This is a genomic window from Curtobacterium sp. ME12 (assembly GCF_903970855.1).
In the GTDB taxonomy this organism is placed as follows: domain Bacteria; phylum Actinomycetota; class Actinomycetes; order Actinomycetales; family Microbacteriaceae; genus Curtobacterium; species Curtobacterium poinsettiae_A.
The window spans coordinates 49,035-65,273 of sequence record NZ_CAJCKD010000007.1; the positions used below are offsets into that span (position 1 = coordinate 49,035).

Annotated in this window: 14 protein-coding genes; 2 read left to right on the forward strand and 12 right to left on the reverse strand. The window is 71.1% G+C overall.

Translation table 11 applies throughout. From position 1 onward, the window contains the following. Positions 1 to 7: 7 nt before the first annotated feature. The 3 genes from H7A73_RS05555 to H7A73_RS05565 all read right to left on the reverse strand — a co-directional run bounded on the left by H7A73_RS05555 (position 8) and on the right by H7A73_RS05565 (position 3,717). Complete coding sequence (locus tag H7A73_RS05555; RefSeq protein WP_182065038.1) at positions 8 to 2,401, reverse strand: ATP-binding cassette domain-containing protein; 2,394 nt, start codon at positions 2,399 to 2,401, stop codon at positions 8 to 10. A 91-nt stretch (positions 2,402 to 2,492) separates the two neighbouring features. Then, complete coding sequence (locus H7A73_RS05560) at positions 2,493 to 2,945, reverse strand: NUDIX hydrolase (protein WP_182065039.1); 453 nt, start codon at positions 2,943 to 2,945, stop codon at positions 2,493 to 2,495. Positions 2,946 to 2,955: 10 nt separating this feature from the next. After that, positions 2,956 to 3,717 carry an SDR family oxidoreductase gene (locus tag H7A73_RS05565; RefSeq protein WP_182065040.1) on the reverse strand — a complete coding sequence of 254 codons (762 nt, stop codon included), beginning with the start codon at positions 3,715 to 3,717 and terminating at the stop codon, positions 2,956 to 2,958. A gap of 154 nt (positions 3,718 to 3,871) precedes the next feature. Between H7A73_RS05565 and H7A73_RS05570 the strand changes: the two genes are divergently transcribed. Both H7A73_RS05570 and H7A73_RS05575 read left to right on the forward strand, forming a co-directional pair. Further along, positions 3,872 to 4,345, forward strand: a complete 474-nt coding sequence (locus H7A73_RS05570; RefSeq protein ID WP_035808305.1) for an NfeD family protein — start codon at positions 3,872 to 3,874, stop codon at positions 4,343 to 4,345. Then, positions 4,342 to 5,544, forward strand: coding sequence for an SPFH domain-containing protein (locus tag H7A73_RS05575; RefSeq protein ID WP_182065041.1), 1,203 nt, complete (start codon positions 4,342 to 4,344; stop codon positions 5,542 to 5,544). The genes H7A73_RS05570 and H7A73_RS05575 overlap by 4 nt, the downstream gene beginning before the upstream one ends. 80 nt (positions 5,545 to 5,624) lie before the next feature. On the opposite strand, the gene H7A73_RS05580 is transcribed toward H7A73_RS05575, so the two are convergent. From H7A73_RS05580 to H7A73_RS05620, 9 genes are all read right to left on the reverse strand, one after another. Then, positions 5,625 to 5,975, reverse strand: a complete 351-nt coding sequence (locus H7A73_RS05580; RefSeq protein WP_027465636.1) for an RNA polymerase-binding protein RbpA — start codon at positions 5,973 to 5,975, stop codon at positions 5,625 to 5,627. 110 nt (positions 5,976 to 6,085) lie between these two features. Further along, entirely contained in the window at positions 6,086 to 7,678 is a 1,593-nt protein-coding gene (gene lnt / locus H7A73_RS05585) for an apolipoprotein N-acyltransferase (protein WP_259362722.1), read from the reverse strand. Between the two features lie 11 nt (positions 7,679 to 7,689). Continuing rightward, a complete protein-coding gene (locus tag H7A73_RS05590) occupies positions 7,690 to 10,128 on the reverse strand; it encodes a DEAD/DEAH box helicase (RefSeq protein ID WP_182065042.1) in 2,439 nt (812 codons plus the stop codon). Then, a complete protein-coding gene (tatC, locus tag H7A73_RS05595) occupies positions 10,125 to 10,877 on the reverse strand; it encodes a twin-arginine translocase subunit TatC (RefSeq protein ID WP_182065077.1) in 753 nt (250 codons plus the stop codon). Before tatC ends, H7A73_RS05590 begins: the two co-directional genes overlap by 4 nt. A 330-nt stretch (positions 10,878 to 11,207) precedes the next feature. Beyond that, positions 11,208 to 12,179, reverse strand: coding sequence for a helix-turn-helix transcriptional regulator (locus tag H7A73_RS05600; protein WP_182065043.1), 972 nt, complete (start codon positions 12,177 to 12,179; stop codon positions 11,208 to 11,210). Continuing rightward, on the reverse strand, positions 12,172 to 13,224 hold the full coding sequence (locus tag H7A73_RS05605; protein ID WP_182065044.1) for a helix-turn-helix transcriptional regulator: 1,053 nt from the start codon (positions 13,222 to 13,224) through the stop codon (positions 12,172 to 12,174). Before H7A73_RS05605 ends, H7A73_RS05600 begins: the two co-directional genes overlap by 8 nt. Positions 13,225 to 13,295: 71 nt before the next feature. Further along, a complete protein-coding gene (locus tag H7A73_RS05610; protein WP_182065045.1) occupies positions 13,296 to 14,216 on the reverse strand; it encodes an FKBP-type peptidyl-prolyl cis-trans isomerase in 921 nt (306 codons plus the stop codon). A gap of 42 nt (positions 14,217 to 14,258) precedes the next feature. Then, the gene (locus tag H7A73_RS05615) at positions 14,259 to 15,437 is read right to left on the reverse strand and encodes a tRNA (adenine-N1)-methyltransferase (RefSeq protein ID WP_182065046.1); all 1,179 of its coding nucleotides are present in this window, start codon (positions 15,435 to 15,437) and stop codon (positions 14,259 to 14,261) included. Next, positions 15,434 to 16,192, reverse strand: a complete 759-nt coding sequence (locus H7A73_RS05620; protein ID WP_259362724.1) for an HAD family hydrolase — start codon at positions 16,190 to 16,192, stop codon at positions 15,434 to 15,436. The genes H7A73_RS05615 and H7A73_RS05620 overlap by 4 nt, the downstream gene beginning before the upstream one ends. Between the last annotated feature and the right edge of the window lie 47 nt (positions 16,193 to 16,239).

Consider the following 16,239-nt stretch of genomic DNA (forward strand, 5'->3'; position numbering starts at 1 on the left):
CCCCGGCTCAGGCTCCGACGTACGCCGCCAGGTGCTGGCCCGTCAGGGTCGTCCGTGCCGCCACGAGTTCGGCGGGCGTCCCCTCGAACACGATCCGTCCGCCGTCGTGCCCGGCGCCCGGCCCGAGGTCGATGATCCAGTCGGCGTGCGCCATGACCGCCTGGTGGTGTTCGATCACGACGACCGTTCGTCCGGCGTCGACGAGCCGGTCGAGCAGACCGAGCAACTGTTCGACGTCGGCCAGGTGCAGGCCCGCGGTCGGCTCGTCGAGCACCACGACACCGCCGCGGTCACCGAGGTGCGTCGCGAGCTTGAGCCGCTGCCGCTCTCCCCCGGACAACGTGGTGAGCGGCTGTCCGATCGTCAGGTACCCGAGCCCCACGTCGGCGAGTCGGGCGAGGATCGTGTGGGCCGTCGGCAGTGCGGACTCCCCCGCCGCGAAGAACGCCAGCGCGTCGGTGACGGACATGCCGAGCACCTCGCTGATGTCCTTCCCGCCCAGGTGGTAGCCGAGCACGGACTGGTCGAACCGCTTGCCGTCGCACTCGACGCAGGGGCTCGCGACGCCCGCCATCATGCCGAGGTCGGTGTACACGACACCGGCACCGTTGCACGCCGGGCAGGCACCCTCGGAGTTGGCGCTGAACAGTGCGGGCTTGACGCCGTTGGCCTTCGCGAACGCCTTCCGGATCGGCTCGAGCAGGCCGGTGTACGTCGCCGGGTTGCTCCGCCGCGAGCCACGGATCCCGCTCTGGTCGATGGCGACCACGTCGTCGCGCCGGGCCAGCGACCCGTGGACGAGCGTGCTCTTGCCCGAGCCGGCGACCCCCGTGACGACGGTGAGCACCCCGGTGGGCACGTCCACGTCGACGTCGTGCAGGTTGTGGGCGGACGCGCCGCGGATCTCGATCGCCCCGTCCGGACGACGGACCTCGGACTTCACGGTGACGCGGTCGTCCAGGTGCTGACCGGTCACGGTCCCGCTGGCACGCAGCCCGACGACGGACCCCTGGTAGCAGAGCGTCCCACCGCCGGAACCGGCACCGGGCCCGAGGTCGACGACGTGGTCGGCGATCGCGATGACCTCGGGCTTGTGCTCGACGACCAGGACGGTGTTGCCCTTGTCGCGCAGCCGGACGAGCAGCTCGTTCATCCGCTCGATGTCGTGCGGGTGCAGCCCCGTGCTCGGCTCGTCGAAGATGTACGTGACGTCGCTGAGCGAGGAGCCGAGGTGCTTCACCATCTTCACGCGCTGCCCCTCTCCCCCGGACAACGTGCCCGTCGGGCGGTCGAGCGACAGGTAGCCGAGTCCGATCTCGACGAAGGACTCGAGCAGGGCCCGGAGCCCCTCGAGCAACGGCCCCACCCCCGGGTCGTCCAGACCCCGCAGCCAGGTGACGGCGTCGGTGATCTGCATCGCGCAGACGTCTGCGATGCTGCGGCCCGCGATCTTCGACGAGCGGGCGGTGTCGTTCAACCGGGTCCCGTCGCAGGCCGGACACGTCGTGAAGGTCACCGCACGGTCGACGAACGCTCTGATGTGCGGCTGCATCGCCTCGCGGTCCTTCTGCAGGAACGACCGGCGGACGCGGTGCACGAGCCCCTCGTAGGTCATGTTGATGCCGGCGATCTTCTGCTTCGTCGGCTCGCGGTACAGGAAGTCCTGCCGCTCCTGCTCGGTGAAGTCGCGGATCGGGGTGTCCCGGTCGAAGTAGCCCGATTCGGCGTACAGCCGCACGTTCCAGCCGTCGGTCCCGTACCCGGGGATGGTGAGCGCGCCGTCCCCGAGCGACTTCGTGTCGTCGAACAGCTGCGTCAGGTCGATGTCGTTCACCAGCCCCCGGCCCTCGCAGCCCGCGCACATGCCGCCGAGCCGCGTGAACGAGACCCGCTGGGCCTTCGCGTCCGCACCTTTCTGCACCGTGATCGCTCCCCCGGCCGTCACGGTGGCGAGGTTGAACGAGAACGCGTTCGGCCCCCCGATGTGCGGCTGGCCGAGTCGGCTGAACAGCACGCGCAGCATCGCGTTCGCGTCCGTGGCGGTGCCGACGGTGGAGCGCGGGTCGGCACCGATGCGCTCCTGGTCGACGACGATCGCGGTGGTCAGACCGTCGAGCACGTCGACGTCCGGACGCGCGAGCGAGGGCATGAACCCCTGCACGAACGCGCTGTAGGTCTCGTTGATCATCCGCTGGGACTCGGCGGCGACGGTGCCGAACACGAGCGAGCTCTTGCCCGAGCCGGAGACCCCGGTGAACACCGTGAGGCGCCGCTTCGGCAGGTCGACGTCGACGTCGCGCAGGTTGTTCGCGCGGGCACCGCGCACCCGGATCCGGTCGTGCCGGTCGGCAGGGTGCGCGTCGGTGCCGGTGGGGTCGTCGTCGACCGGATCGGTGTGCATGCGGGTCAGCGTACCGACGGGAGGCCCGTGGCGGGGCCGCCACGGGCCTCCCGTCCGGTCCTGGATCGGCCGTCAGGCCGTGGTGCGGTGCTCAGGCACCGTGTCGGCGCACCAGGTCCGGCAGCTCGGCGGGTTCGAAGTCCTCGGCGGTCGCCTCGAGTTCGTCGGCGGTCCACCACCGCGAGGCGAGGATGTCGACGCGCTCGTCGTCGGTCCACTCGGCGTCGGACAGCTCGAAGCCGGGCGTGCGGACGACGTAGAACTCGGCGTGCCCGCGGTCGTGGTCGGCGAGGTCCCACTCGACCGTGAAGTCCCAGGACCACACCGGTTCGCCGGGTTCGTCGATGACGATCCCGGTCTCCTCGCGCAGCTCGCGGATCGCGGCGTCACGGTGGGACTCCCCCGGGTCGACCCCGCCACCCGGCGTGATCCAGCGGTGGGCACCGTCTGACGAGGGCGACTTCGTGTCCATCAGGAACACGCGGCCCTCGGGATCGAGCAGCAGGATGCGGGAGGTGCGGCGCAGGCCGGGCTTGGCGGTCACCCGCCCGACGTTAGCCGACGAAGCCGCTGACGTCGCCGACCAGCTTGGTGTGGTCGGCGGGGATCGGCTCGACGGCGGCCAGGGCGATCTCGGCCGCGAACTCGGACACGCTGTAGAGCTTGCCGACCTCCTGCCGACGGCCCTCGATCGCGCCGGGGTTCAGGCGGTTCAGCAGCGTCGCGGTGATCGTGCCCTCGATCATGTCGCCGGAGACGACGACGAACTCGATGCCGGCGGCCTCGAGCTGCGGGATGAGCTCACGGAGGGCGAGTTCCCCGGCGCGCTTGCTCTTGGCGACCGGGACGTACTCGTCCATCGTCTCGGCGGTCTCGACGAAGTGGGCCTGGTGGCTCGTGACGAACACCACGCGCGACCCGGCGGGCATGTGCGGCACGGCGGTCTGCAGCATGTCGACCTGCGCGTCGCGGTTCAGGCGGAGCGCGTAGTCCTCGCCGACGCCGGACTCCATGCCGCCCGACGCGTTGAGCACGAGCAGGTCGATGCCGCCCCATTCCCGTACGACGGTGTCGACGAGGGCCTGCACGGAGTCGTGCTCGGTGAGGTCGGCGCCGACGGCCAGGGCGGAACCGCCGGCCTCGACGATCTTCTCCGCGATCTGCTCCGCACGCTTGGCCTTGTTGCGGTAGTTCACGACGACCTTCGCACCGGCCTCGGCGAGGTACCCGACGGTGTCGGCGCCGATGCCACGGGACGAACCGGTGACGACGGCGCGCTTGTCGGTGAGGGATCCGGGGGCGAGGGGGTTGCTCACAGTCGTGTTCTCCAGGTCTGGTTGCGGCCGGTCGGGCGCACCGAGCCTACCAATCGCCTGCACGACCGTCGGACGGCCCTGATATGTTGAACGGAGTTGTACCGGCTGTCGCGACGCAGCGAGCCGCCGCGCGCGACCGAGGGAGGGAGATCGCGTGAACGGAATCGATTGGATCCAGAGCACCGTCTGGATCGGCCTGGTGTTGCTCCTGGGCGTGGTCGAGATCTTCACCCTCGACTTCATCTTCATCATGCTCGCGGCGGGCGCCGCCGGCGGGCTGATCGCCGCGTTGCTCGGCGCCCCGTGGTGGCTGTCCGCCATCGTCGCCGCGGTCGCCGCACTCGTGCTGCTGTCGCTCGTCCGACCGCGCCTGCTCGTGGCACTCGGCCGCGGTGCCGACCCGCACCGCACCAACGTCGAGGGGCTCATCGGGCTCCCCGGCACGGTCGCGGTCGCCTTCACCTCCTCCAGCCCCGGCCAGGTGCGCCTGGCCAACGGCGAGACCTGGAGTGCACGGTTCGCCGCGGACTCCGTCGACCGCACACCGCCACTCGGGACCCCCGTGGTCGTCGAGTCGATCGAGGGGTCGACTGCGGTCGTGCGCCTCGCAGAAAGGGCCACCTCGTGACCAGCATCTCCCCGGGGACGATCGCACTGCTCGTGCTCATCCTCGTCGTCGTCATCTTCGTGATCGTCGTCCTGGCGAAGGCGATCCGCATCGTCCCCCAGGCCACCGCAGGGATCGTCGAGCGACTCGGCAAGTACCACAAGACCCTCAACCCGGGCCTGAACCTTCTCGTCCCGTTCATCGACCGCCTGCGCCCGCTGCTCGACATGCGTGAGCAGGTCGTCTCGTTCCCGCCGCAGCCCGTGATCACCGAGGACAACCTGGTGGTCTCGATCGACACCGTCGTCTACTTCCAGGTGACCGACGCCCGCGCCGCGACGTACGAGATCGCGAACTACCTCGGTGCCGTCGAGCAGCTCACCACGACCACGCTCCGCAACGTCGTGGGTGGCCTGAACCTCGAAGAGGCACTGACCAGCCGCGACAACATCAACGGCCAGCTCCGCGTCGTCCTCGACGAAGCCACGGGCAAGTGGGGCATCCGCGTCGGCCGAGTCGAGCTGAAGGCCATCGAGCCGCCTGTGTCCATCCAGGACGCCATGGAGCAGCAGCTCCGTGCTGAGCGCAGCCGACGTGCCGCGATCCTGCAGGCAGAGGGCACCAAGCAGTCCCAGATCCTCGAAGCCGAGGGACAGCGGCAGGCCGCGATCCTGGCCGCCGAGGGTGACGCCAAGGCACAGGTGCTCCGCGCCGAGGGTGAAGCCCAGGCCATCGCGACCGTGTTCGAGGCCATCCACACCGGCGACCCGGACGAGAAGCTGCTCTCCTACCAGTACCTGCAGACCCTGCCGAAGATCGCCGAGGGCACCTCGAACAAGCTCTGGATGATCCCGAGCGAGTTCACCGAGGCCCTGTCCGGCATCGCGAAGGGCTTCAGTGCCAGCCGTGGTGGCGGCGCCGGTCCGGTCGCCGGCGGTGCTGGCGGCACGGACTTCCTGTCACGCATCTCGAAGCTCGCGAACGAGAGCCTGGCGAACACCGCAGCCGCGGACACCACCATGCCGCGTGCAGACGCCACCGCCGCGGACATCGTCCCCGAGTCCGACCTCGACGCCCGCCTGGCCGAGTCGAACCGCAGTGTCGATGCACACCTCGCGGCGGCCGACGACGCGACCGCCGAGCAGGTCGAGGACACCCCGCCCACGCCGGGCGACGACGCCTCCGGTCACCGGACCAGCGACGGTTCTGGCCGGCGCTGACGCTCCGGAACGAACGAACGAACGAACGACGACGCCCGCCCCGGGGAACCGGGGCGGGCGTCGTCGTGTGGTCGGTGGTGTCAGGCGCCGCGTCGTGCGCGGAGCACCTGCAAGCGCTCTTCGAGGAGCTCCTCGAGTTCCTCGCGTGAGCGGCGTTCGAGCAGCATGTCCCAGTGGGTACGGGGCGCCTTCACGTCTTCTTCGGCGACCTCGACGGGGATCCCGTCGTCACCCAGCAGCCGGCCCTCGCGGCCGGAGCGTGGCTCCGACCAGGTCTGGGGGACGTCCGCATCCGCAGAGAAGACGATGTCGAACGTCTCACCCGAATCCGTCTGGTAGACCGCGCGCTTGCGATCCGAGAGCTCGACGCCCTCTTCACTCTGGAGACTCTGACTCCCGAGCCGCATGCCGCGGAGACTCCGATCAGCCATGTGTGTGCTCCTCTCGCTCGTCTGCCCTCCACAACACTGTCCCACGCCCCATCAATCCCGTACCGGCGCATTCACAGTCCGTTCCCAGTGGCTGGGCGCGGCGAGTCGGATCAGGAGCGGGTGCGTCGACCCCAGGGCGCACAGGCGAGGAGCACGAGGAGGCCGCCGAGGGAGAGCAGGAGCGTGATCGAGCCCGACAGGATCGACGCCGGGGTGGTGGAGGTGCCGAGCGGCACATCGGTGACCATCGACGTCGCGGTGTACTCCGGCACCCGGTCGATCGTGTGACCGCCCGGGTCGATGACCTGCGACGCTCCGACGGTCGAGATGTTCACGAGCGACCGGCCGGTCTCGATGGCCCGCATCCGAGCGATCTCGAGCTGCTGCAGGTTCTCGTCGGTGCCCGAGAAGTCAGCGTTGTTCGTCTGCGCGAGGATCACCTGCGCTCCCCCGCGCACCATGTCGGAGGTGAGCCCGTCGTCGACGATGTCGAAGCAGATCGAGATGCCGGCCCGGATCCCCGCGACGGAGAGCACGTTCGGCTTGGTCCCCGGCGTGTAGTCGCGCTGCAACAGGCCGATCAGCGACGGCGCGAGCTTCGAGAAGAACCAGCGGTCGGGCACGTACTCGCCGAACGGCACCGGACGCTTCTTGTCGTAGGACGACTGCCAGCCGTCGGCGGTCCAGACGAACGACGTGTTGTGCAGCACCCCCGACGGCGTCTGCGTGATGGCGCCCGCCACGATCGGGGCGTCGAGCGAGTCGACCACCGAGTCGAGCGCGGCGGCGATGACCGGCTGCTGACGCGGGTCGTACTCCGCCCCTGCCTCGGGCCAGACGACCAGGTCCACGCCCTTCGCGTCCACGTCCGTCGCCGCGACCTGTGCTGCCAGGACGTCGCCGGGCTCCGCACGGTCGAAGTAGCCCGCGGGGCCGTTGCCCTGCACCGACTCGACCCGGATCGTGCCGCTCGTCGCCGTCGGCCACGCCGGCACGGCCAGGACCGCCGCGACGAGCAGACCCGCCGTCGCCACCCGCACGGGCAGCCGGAGCCTGGCACCCGGCACGCGGGGCACCACGAGCGCGAGCGACACCACGACCGCGACGCAGTACACGACGATGAACGTCAGCCCGAGGACGCCGACGTACGCGGCCAGGTGGGTGAACGGCCCCTGCGACTGCGACAGGCCGACCCGACCCCACGCGAAGCCGCCGTACGGCCAGCTCCCCGAGAACCACTCGCGCCCGGTCCAGAGTGCGGCGACGACGGCCGGGAGGCCCCACACACGTCCGGCGGTCGAGGGCACCACGCGTGCGACCCAGCGGTACGCCAGGGCGATGGCGACGCTGCCGAGCGCGAAGAACGCGGCTTCGAGCAGGGCGAGTGCGAACCACGGGACCGGGCCCAGGTAGCGGCCGGCCCATGAGATGGCCGGGATCCAGAAGGCCGCGCCGGCGAGGTAGCCGATCCACGCCGCACGCCGCGCTCGCTGCCCCATCACCGCGAGCAGCATGCAGGCGAGTGCCGGGTAGGCGAGGAACCACCACCCGGGCGACGGGAACGCGAGGGCGAAGAGGATCCCGCCGACGACGGCCAACGGCAGCGCGGTGCCCAGCGGCAACGCGGCGAACGGACCGGTCGCGACCGCCCCGCGGCCGACGCGCGCGGGCAGCCCGCGCACACTGGTCTCCGGAACCGGCACCGTGCCTCCCGTCAGACCGTCGCGTAGGCGACGATGCCGCGGCGGACCGCGTCCGTCGCCCGTCGGGCGGTCTGGGCGAGCTCGTCGTCGCCGGCGTTCCGGATCTGGTCGAGCAGGTCGATGACCTGCTTCGACCAGCGCACGAAGTCGCCGGCCGGCAGGTCGAGGGTGCGGAGGACGTCGTCGAGGGCCGAGCCCGAAGCCCAGCGGAACATGCCGACGGCCATCGCCGGGGTCGGCGGCTGTGAACCGGCCAGACGTGCGGCACGCTCGATGTCGTCGAGGCGCGACCAGATGGTCAGCGTCTCGTCGAGCGCGGGCCGGAACGCACCGCGGGGCAGGGCGTGCTCGGTACCGGGCGCGTCCTCGCGTCGGGGCTGGTAGATGATCGTCGCTGCCATGGCGGCGAGCTGTGCCGGGGTGAGGTCCTTCCAGACCCCCGCCTCGAGGCACTCGGCGACGAGCAGGTCGCGGTCGCCGTAGATGCGCTGGAGGCGACGGCCGCCCGCTGCCACCGTGGCCTCGCCGTCGCCGGCGTCCACCAGGTAACCGAGTTCGAGCAGGACCTCGGTGACACGGTCGAACGTCGTCGCGACGGCGCCCGTGCGGGACCGGATCTGCTGGACGAGTTTGTCGTTGGCGCGCTTGAGCTTCCACCACCGCTCGGACCAGCGGGCGTGGGCTTCGCGTTCCGGGCAGGCGTGGCAGGGGTGGCGCTGCAGCTGGCGGCGGACCGCCGTGATCGCGGCTTGGCGTTCCTGGCGCGCGCCGTGCGACGCCTCGCGGCCGCCGGGCACGTTGGTGCGCTCGAGGTCGGAGAGTTCACGGCGGAGGGCCGAGTACTCGGTGAAGTCGCCGAGGTGGCACTGCATCGCCTGTCGGTAGCCGTCGAGCGACTCCTGCTGCGAGCGGACCTTGCGGGCGAGGTCGACCACCGACCGGTCCGCCTGGAACTGGGCGAACGACGTCTCGAGAACCTCGCGCGTGCGCTGCCGACCGAACTGGTCGATCAGGTTGACGGCCATGTTGTAGGTCGGCTTGAACGACGAGTTCAGCGGGTACGTGCGACGGCTGGCGAGTGAGGCGACGGCCTGCGGGTCGAGCCCGTCGGTCCACTGGATGACCGAGTGTCCCTCGACGTCGATGCCACGGCGCCCGGCTCGACCGGTGAGCTGCGTGTACTCCCCCGGGGTGATCGGCACACGGGCTTCGCCGTTGAACTTCTCGAGCTTCTCGAGCACGACGGTGCGCGCCGGCATGTTCACGCCGAGCGCCAGGGTCTCGGTGGCGAACACGACCTTCAGCAGTTTGCGCTGGAAGAGGTTCTCGACGACCTCCTTGAAGGCGGGGAGCAGACCCGCGTGGTGCGCCGCGACTCCGCGCTCGAGCCCTTCGAGCCACTCCCAGTAGCCGAGGACGGCCAGGTCTTCGTCGAGCAACGTGCGGCAGTGGTACTCCGCCGTCTCGCGGATCTCGTTGCGCTCCTGCACCGTCGTCAGGGACAGGCCCGAGCGCAGGACGTTTCGGACTCCCTGGTCGCAGCCGTTGCGGCTGAACACGAAGAAGATGGCGGGCAGGAGCATCCGCTCGTCGAGCATGTGCGCGATCTGTTCGCGGTGCGCCTTCTCGGTGCGCGGCCCGCGGCGCTCGGGGTAGCCGCCACGACCGCGTCGGCCGCGGTGGCCGCCGCCGTTCCGCTCGCTCCGGGAACCGCCGCCGACCATGCGGAGCAGTTCCGGGTTCACACGGTTCGTCGCCGCGGCGCCGCTCGAGTCGAACAGGTCGACCATCTTCGAACCGACCAGGACGTGCTGCTCGAGCGGGACCGGACGATCCTCGGAGACGATGACGTCCGTGTCGCCGCGGACGGTCTGCAGCCAGTCGCCGAACTCCTCGGCGTTCGACACGGTGGCGCTGAGCGAGACCAGGCGGACCTCGGTCGGGAGGTGCAGGATCACCTCTTCCCACACGGCACCGCGGAACCGGTCGGCGAGGTAGTGCACCTCGTCGAGGACCACCCATGCGAGGTCGTCGAGCAGGTCCGAGTCGGCGTAGATCATGTTCCGGAGCACTTCGGTCGTCATCACGACGACGCGGGCGCGGGGGTTCACGTTCGTGTCGCCGGTGAGCAGCCCGACCTCGGACTCGCCGTAGACGTCGACGAGCTCGGCGTACTTCTGGTTGCTCAGTGCCTTCATCGGCGTCGTGTAGAAGACCTTCGCCGTCGGCTGGCGCATGGCGAGCCAGATGGCGAACTCCGCGACGATGGTCTTGCCGGCTCCGGTCGGGGCGGCGACGAGGACGCTGCGGCCCTGGTCGAGCGAGTCGCACGCGGCGAACTGGAACGGGTCGAGGTCGAACCGCAGGTCGGTCCGGAAGAGCTCGAGGTTGCGCGACCGGTTGCGCACCTTGGCCGCGGCGAAGCGCTCGGCCGCACTCGTGCTGCTCACAGGTCGTACTCCTCGTCGAGCTTCGCCTGGCGCTTGGCGAGACGACGGTCGTGGATCCACGTGACGAGGCACGCGGCCAGGTACAGCACCAACATCGGGACCGCGAGCAGGAACATCGAGATGACGTCGGAGCTCGGCGTGACGATGGCGCAGAAGACCAGGATGCAGAGGATCGCGACGCGCCAGCTCTTGATGATGGCCGCGGCCGAGAGCACTCCGACGAAGTTCAGCAGGACGAGGAACACCGGCAGCACGAAGGCGATGCCCACCGCGACGATCAGCTTGATGACGAAGTCGTAGTACGCCTTCGCGTCGACGATCGAGGTGTCCTGGCTCGACACGAAGCTGCCGAGGATGCCGACCACGTGCGGCAGGATGAACCATCCGAAGTAGCACCCGGCGAAGAACAGCGGGATCGCGGTGCCGAGGAAGCCCCAGACGTACTGCCGCTCGCGCCGGACGAGCGCGGGCACGATGAACGCCCAGATCTGGTAGAGCCAGACCGGGCTCGCGATGACGACGCCGATGGTGATCGCGATCTGCAGCTTGAGGTCGAACGCCCCGGTGATCATCGGGAAGTTCAGCTCGGCCGTGTGGCCACCGACCTTGGCCAGCTCGGTCACCGGTGCGCGCAGCGCGTCGAGCACCCACGGGGTGAGGAACCAGCCGCCGATCGCACCGACGACGATCGCCACGACTGCGCGGAACAGACGGTTGCGCAGCTCGATGAGGTGCTGCCCGAGCGACATGCGGCCTTCGGCGTCGGTCTTCTGGCGCCCCTGCCGCTTCGCTCGCCCGCGCGCGGTCGTCGAAGCCATGTGCTCGATCTTACGGGGTCGGGACCGACAGTCCGCCGGGTGGCGGCGCGGGAGTGTGGTGGCTGTGTGGGTGGGCGGGCGGCTGGCGCGTGGCGAGCGGGCGGGCGGGCGTGAGCGGGCGTCCCTGGCGGGATCGGGCGTACCTGGTCGGATCAACTCACCAGGTACGCCCGGAACGACCAGGTACCCGAAGCCCACCGTGCGGGATCGGGCGTACCCGGTCGGAACGTGCAGCGCTCGGACGTGCCCCAGCGGCAGACGTCAGCCCGCGGCGAGGGCCGCGGCCGCGAAGTCGCGCACGGCCTCACGGGCGGCGGGCGGGTCGAGCACCACGGCTCGACCGGGCAATCCCGCGACGAGACGGACCACCCCGTCGAACCCGTGCGACGCCGCGAGCCGGATGCGCACACGACCTTCCCCGTCGGGCGCGTCGGCGGTGTCGGACAGGAAGTCGGCGACCAGGGGCAGCGACGTCGAGTCGAGCTCCACCGTGACGATGACGTCGTCGGCGGCCTGCTGGAACAGTGTGTCCGGGATGACGACCTGATCGATCGTCTTCTCGGCCGGGCGGTCGTCGACGCGCGCCTCGGACATGCGGTCGAGCCGGAACGTCCGGAGCGCCTGCCGGTCGAGGTCCCACGCGCGCAGGTACCAGTCGGTGTCGATGGACTCGACCCGGAGCGGGTCGACCCGTCGGGTGCCGCCCTGGGTGCGCGGTCCGGCGTACTCGAAGACCAGGCCGCGGCCGTCGGACATCGCCCGGCGGATGGTGGCGAGGGCGACGTCGTGCAGGTCCTGCCCGACGGCGACGGTCGACGCCGCTCCCCCGGCGCCGCGGGACAGCTTGGCCATGAGCGCGCGGATGGCGTCACGGTCGGCGGCCTCGGGCAGCGCGGACAGGTACTGCAGACCGGCGATGAGCGCGGACGCCTCACGAGCCGACAGACGCGGTGAGTCGTCGATCGCCACGAGGTTGGTCAGCACGATCATGTCGTTCTGGTCGAAGTCGTCCCACGCGATGTCGAACAGGTCGCCGTGCTGGTACTGCATCGTCTCGCCGGGCACCCCGGACACCGCGATGAGTTCGACGGCGCGTCGGATGCGGGCCTCAGGCACACCGAAGTGCCGAGCCGCCTCGGCCACCGAGACCCGCTCACGGTCGATCAGGTACGGCACCAGGGCGAGCAGGAACGCGAGCTTGTCCTGCGCCTGCAGGGGTTGGGCGTCAGCCACGAACGGGGTCCTCTCCGGGGGCTGCGGCACGGTCGTCGTCGGTGTGGTCGCGCACGAGTGCACGGAGGCGCTCCCCGACCCGTGACCGCAGGTCGTCGGGCTCGAGTACCCGGACCTCGGGCCCGAACGCGGCGAGCTCCTCGGCGAGGATCTGCGGGTCGACGTGGTGCAGCACGAGCGCGCCGTCGGCATCGGTCTCGGTGTCGCGGCGACGGGTCAGTCGGCGTTCGGCGTCGGAACCGGGCGTCACCGCGATGCGCGCGGTGCGCTGGGCCCAGATCCGCTCGAGCTCGGCGAGGGTGCGCTCCCCAGCGCCGACAGGGGCGGTGTGCTGCCCGACCTCGTACTGCGTGACGGGTCCGACGATGCGGGCCAGCAGGTAGTTCTTGTCCGAGTCCGTCGCGAACTCGTGGGCGGCGAGCATCCACCGGCCGCCGTGCTGCACCAGTGCGAGTGGAGCCACTTCGCGCCGACGGGCGTCGTGCTGCCCCGGCGTGATGTAGTCGAAGCGCACGGCTGCACCGCGGTCGAGCGCGGAACGGAGCGGCTCGAACGAGGCGTCCCGGGCGCGGAGCCGCGGGGCGTAGGCGTCGACGCCGAGCTGCAGGGCGCCGTCGTCGTCCTCGGCACCGGCCGAGCGGACCTTGAGCAGGCCACGGCGGGAGTCGGCGGACAGCGCACCTTCGCGCCAGGCCATCGCGGCCAGGGAGAGCAACGCGGATTCGTCCGGGGTGAAGCGGACGTCGACGGGCAGGTCGTACTCGCCCTTCGGGATCCGGTACCGGAGCGTCTGGTTGTTGCCCGCCGCACCCGGCGTCTCGATGGTCTCGAGGGGGATGCCGAGCTCGCGGACGTCGTCCTTGTCGCGCTCGAACTGGCGCTCGAGCGAGGCGTTGTCGCCACCGTTCGAGAACCGCTGCCGGTACCCCTGCACGTTGGCCAGGATCTCGGCCTTGGTCAGCCCGGACTCCGTCGAGAGCAGCGCGAGCACGAGGCTGAACAGCCGCTCCTCGGCGGGCACACGGGGCACACGGGTCGCTGGCACGAGCCGATCCTACGGCAGCGCGGGTGCACCGGAGTGCACCCGCGCCGCGGTCCGTGGACGGTCGGACCGGGTCAGTTCGAGATCGCCCCGAGGACGTCGATCACGTACGCGTACGCGGTCCCCTGCTGGTTGACGATGGCCAGGACCTGGTCGCCGACGTGGTGCCCGACGATGGCGGTCCGGACGCCCTCGTCGACCTGGCCCTTGGTGAGCGGGATGGCCTGCGCGCCCGATCCGTCGGTCCAGCTGGAGCCGGCGACGGACGGGTCGGCACCCCAGGTGACGGCGGTGTACTTGATGACCGCGGTGTCCTTCGCGGTGAGCTCGCGACCGTCGCCCTTGCGGAGCAGGTGCGACTCGTTCGACTTCGGGGCGCTCCACGACGGGATCGTGATGCCGGGGGCGCCGGACGGCGCGAGCACCACGGCCGGCATCTTGTCGCCGGCGAGCTGCGGGGTGCCCGTGGCGCGGGCGTCGAACGCGCGCTTGACGTCGATGACGGCGATCACGGCGTCCTCGGTCTTCCCCGACGAGGAGCTGCCACCGGTGCCGTCCGTGCTGCTCAGGGCGCTCTTCGGCAGGGCCACCGCCAGGCGGTCGCCGACGCGGGCGCACTGCAGTGAGGCACCGAGGGCCCCGTAGTTGCTCGCACCAGCGGTGATCGGCGCCGTCTGGCCCGAGTAGCCACTCGTCTGGGCGACCTCGCCGGTGGAGCCGTCGACCAGGGTGTACTCGACCAGGACGGGCGTGCCGTCGTCGATCGTACGACCGGAGCCCTGCTCGAGCACGGACACCTGGGTGCCCTTGGTGGTCAGGCCCTTCGGCACGCTGACCTTCGGCTCCGAGCCGAACTTGCCGGTGGCGGTCACCGCTTCGGACGCGGCGCCGGGAGCGGCACAGCTCGAGGGCGTGGTGCCGGCACCGTTCGACGCGCAGGCGGTGAGGGACACCGCGAGACCGATGGTGACCAGGAGTGCGGGGATGGTGCGCACGGACCCTCTTTCCGTTCGATGCAGGACGGGCACGCCGTCAGCCTACCGGTCGTCCTCGACGGCCCCGGACGGTGCCGCAGCGGCATCCGACGATGCCGCAGCGCGCTCGGACGGCGCCGCAGCACCATCCGCCGCCGACGACGCCTCGGCCGCGGCGACCTTGCGCGCCTGCGCAGCCGACTGCCGGGCGACCTTGCGGAGCTTCTTGTCGCTCGTCGCCCGCTCGCCCACGGCACCGGGGGTCCAGGCCTCGACGTCCTCGTCCGAGAACTCCGCCTTGCCCGCGCGGCGCTTCAGGTTCGGCAGCACGGTGCCGTCGGCCAGGCGTCGTGCCGTGATGAGGAACCCGGTGTGCCCGACCATGCGGTGGTCCGGGCGGACGGCGAGGCCCTCGACGTGCCAGGTGCGCACCAGGGTCTCGCTCGGCATCGGGTCGGTGAAGCGCCCGGTGTCGCGCAGGGCCTCGGCCGTGCGGGACAGCTGCGTGACGGTCGCGACGTAGCAGACGATGAGTCCGCCGGGCACGAGGGCGTCGGCCGCGGCGTCCACGCACTCCCACGGCGCGAGCATGTCGAGCACGACGCGGTCGACGCTCTGCGGCTCGGTCGCGTCGGGCAGCGACTCGACCAGGTCACCGACGGTGACGGACCAGTTGTCCGGCACGGCACCGAGGAAGGTGCCGACGTTGCCCTTCGCGATCGCCGCGAACTCCTCGCGGCGCTCGAACGACTGCAGCTGCCCGGTCGGGCCGATCGCGCGGAGCAGGAACAGCGACAGCGCCCCCGAGCCGACGCCGGCCTCGACCACGCGGGCCCCCGGGAAGACGTCCGCGAAGGCCACGATCTGCGCCGCGTCCTTCGGGTAGACGATCGCGGCACCACGCGGCATCGACATGACGTAGTCGTTGAGCAGCGGACGGAGCGCCAGGTACTCGTCACCGGTGCTCGCCCGGATGACGGAGCCGTCGGGCTGCCCGATGACGTCGTCGTGCCGGAGCACGCCGCGGTGCGTGTGGTACTCCCCCGCGGTCTCGAGCGACAGCGTCGTGAGCTTGCCCTTCGGACCGGTCAGCTGGACGCGGTCGCCGGCCCGGAACGGGCCGCGCGGCGGGGTGTGCGGGGCGCCACCCGCGGTGTGCGGGAGCGCTGCGGTCGGGTCCGCGGTCGGACTGGAGGCGCGGCTCGCGTCCGCCTCGTCGCGTGCGTCGTCGGTGTGGCTCATCGGATGACCCCTTCGGTGTCCGCAGCGTGCGCCGGGTCCGGCACCGCGCCTCCCGGGATCCCGGCCCGTGCGGTCAGGGCCGGCGTCGTCAACTCGACCAGCCGGTCGACGTCGACGCCCGCCAGGGTGGTCAGGTGCACGTCGCCGCCGGCGATCTCGGAGAGCGGGACGATGTGCTCGACGGCGACCGTGACGGCGCCGGAGGCGACCGCCGACGCGACGCCGGTGGCGGAGTCCTCGATCGCGACGCACGCGGTCGGCTCGACGCCGAGCTGCGCGGCGGCGGACAGGTACGCGTCCGGGAACGGCTTCGGACGGTCGACGTCGTCGCCGGCGACGACGACGCGGAAACCGCGCTCGCCCAGGGCCTCGGCGGCGACGAGCGCCATCTTGCGACGGGACATCGTGACCAGGGCGGTCGGGATGCCGCGGGCGTGGAGCTCCTCGACGAGCTCACGGGCGCCCGGACGCCAGGGCAGCTCACCGGCGCGCAGGTGCTCCATCACGTAGTCGGTCATCCACTGGATGATCTCCTCGACCTCCATGTCGACGCCCTTGGCGCGCAGGAGCTCACCGGAGCGCTCGAGACCGCTGCCCACCAGGGACAGGCCGTCCTCGTGGGTCCACTCGGCGCCGTAGCGGCTCGTCAGGTCGACCTGGGACCGCTGCCAGATCGGCTCGGTGTCGATGATCGTGCCGTCCATGTCCCACAGCACGGCTGCGGGCGGGACGAGGGCAGGAGGATGCTCGGTCACGGGCGTCGAGTCTACCGGGGCCGTTCCGCTGGGCGCGGACGCGCGCG

Coding starts and splice junctions, on each gene's coding strand:
- H7A73_RS05555 (WP_182065038.1), bottom strand. CDS start 2,401: ATGCACACCGATCCGGTCGACGACGACCCCACCGGCACCGACGCGCAC.
- H7A73_RS05580 (WP_027465636.1), bottom strand. CDS start 5,975: ATGGCTGATCGGAGTCTCCGCGGCATGCGGCTCGGGAGTCAGAGTCTC.
- tatC (WP_182065077.1), bottom strand. CDS start 10,877: ATGTCGCTCGGGCAGCACCTCATCGAGCTGCGCAACCGTCTGTTCCGC.
- H7A73_RS05615 (WP_182065046.1), bottom strand. CDS start 15,437: ATGAGCCACACCGACGACGCACGCGACGAGGCGGACGCGAGCCGCGCC.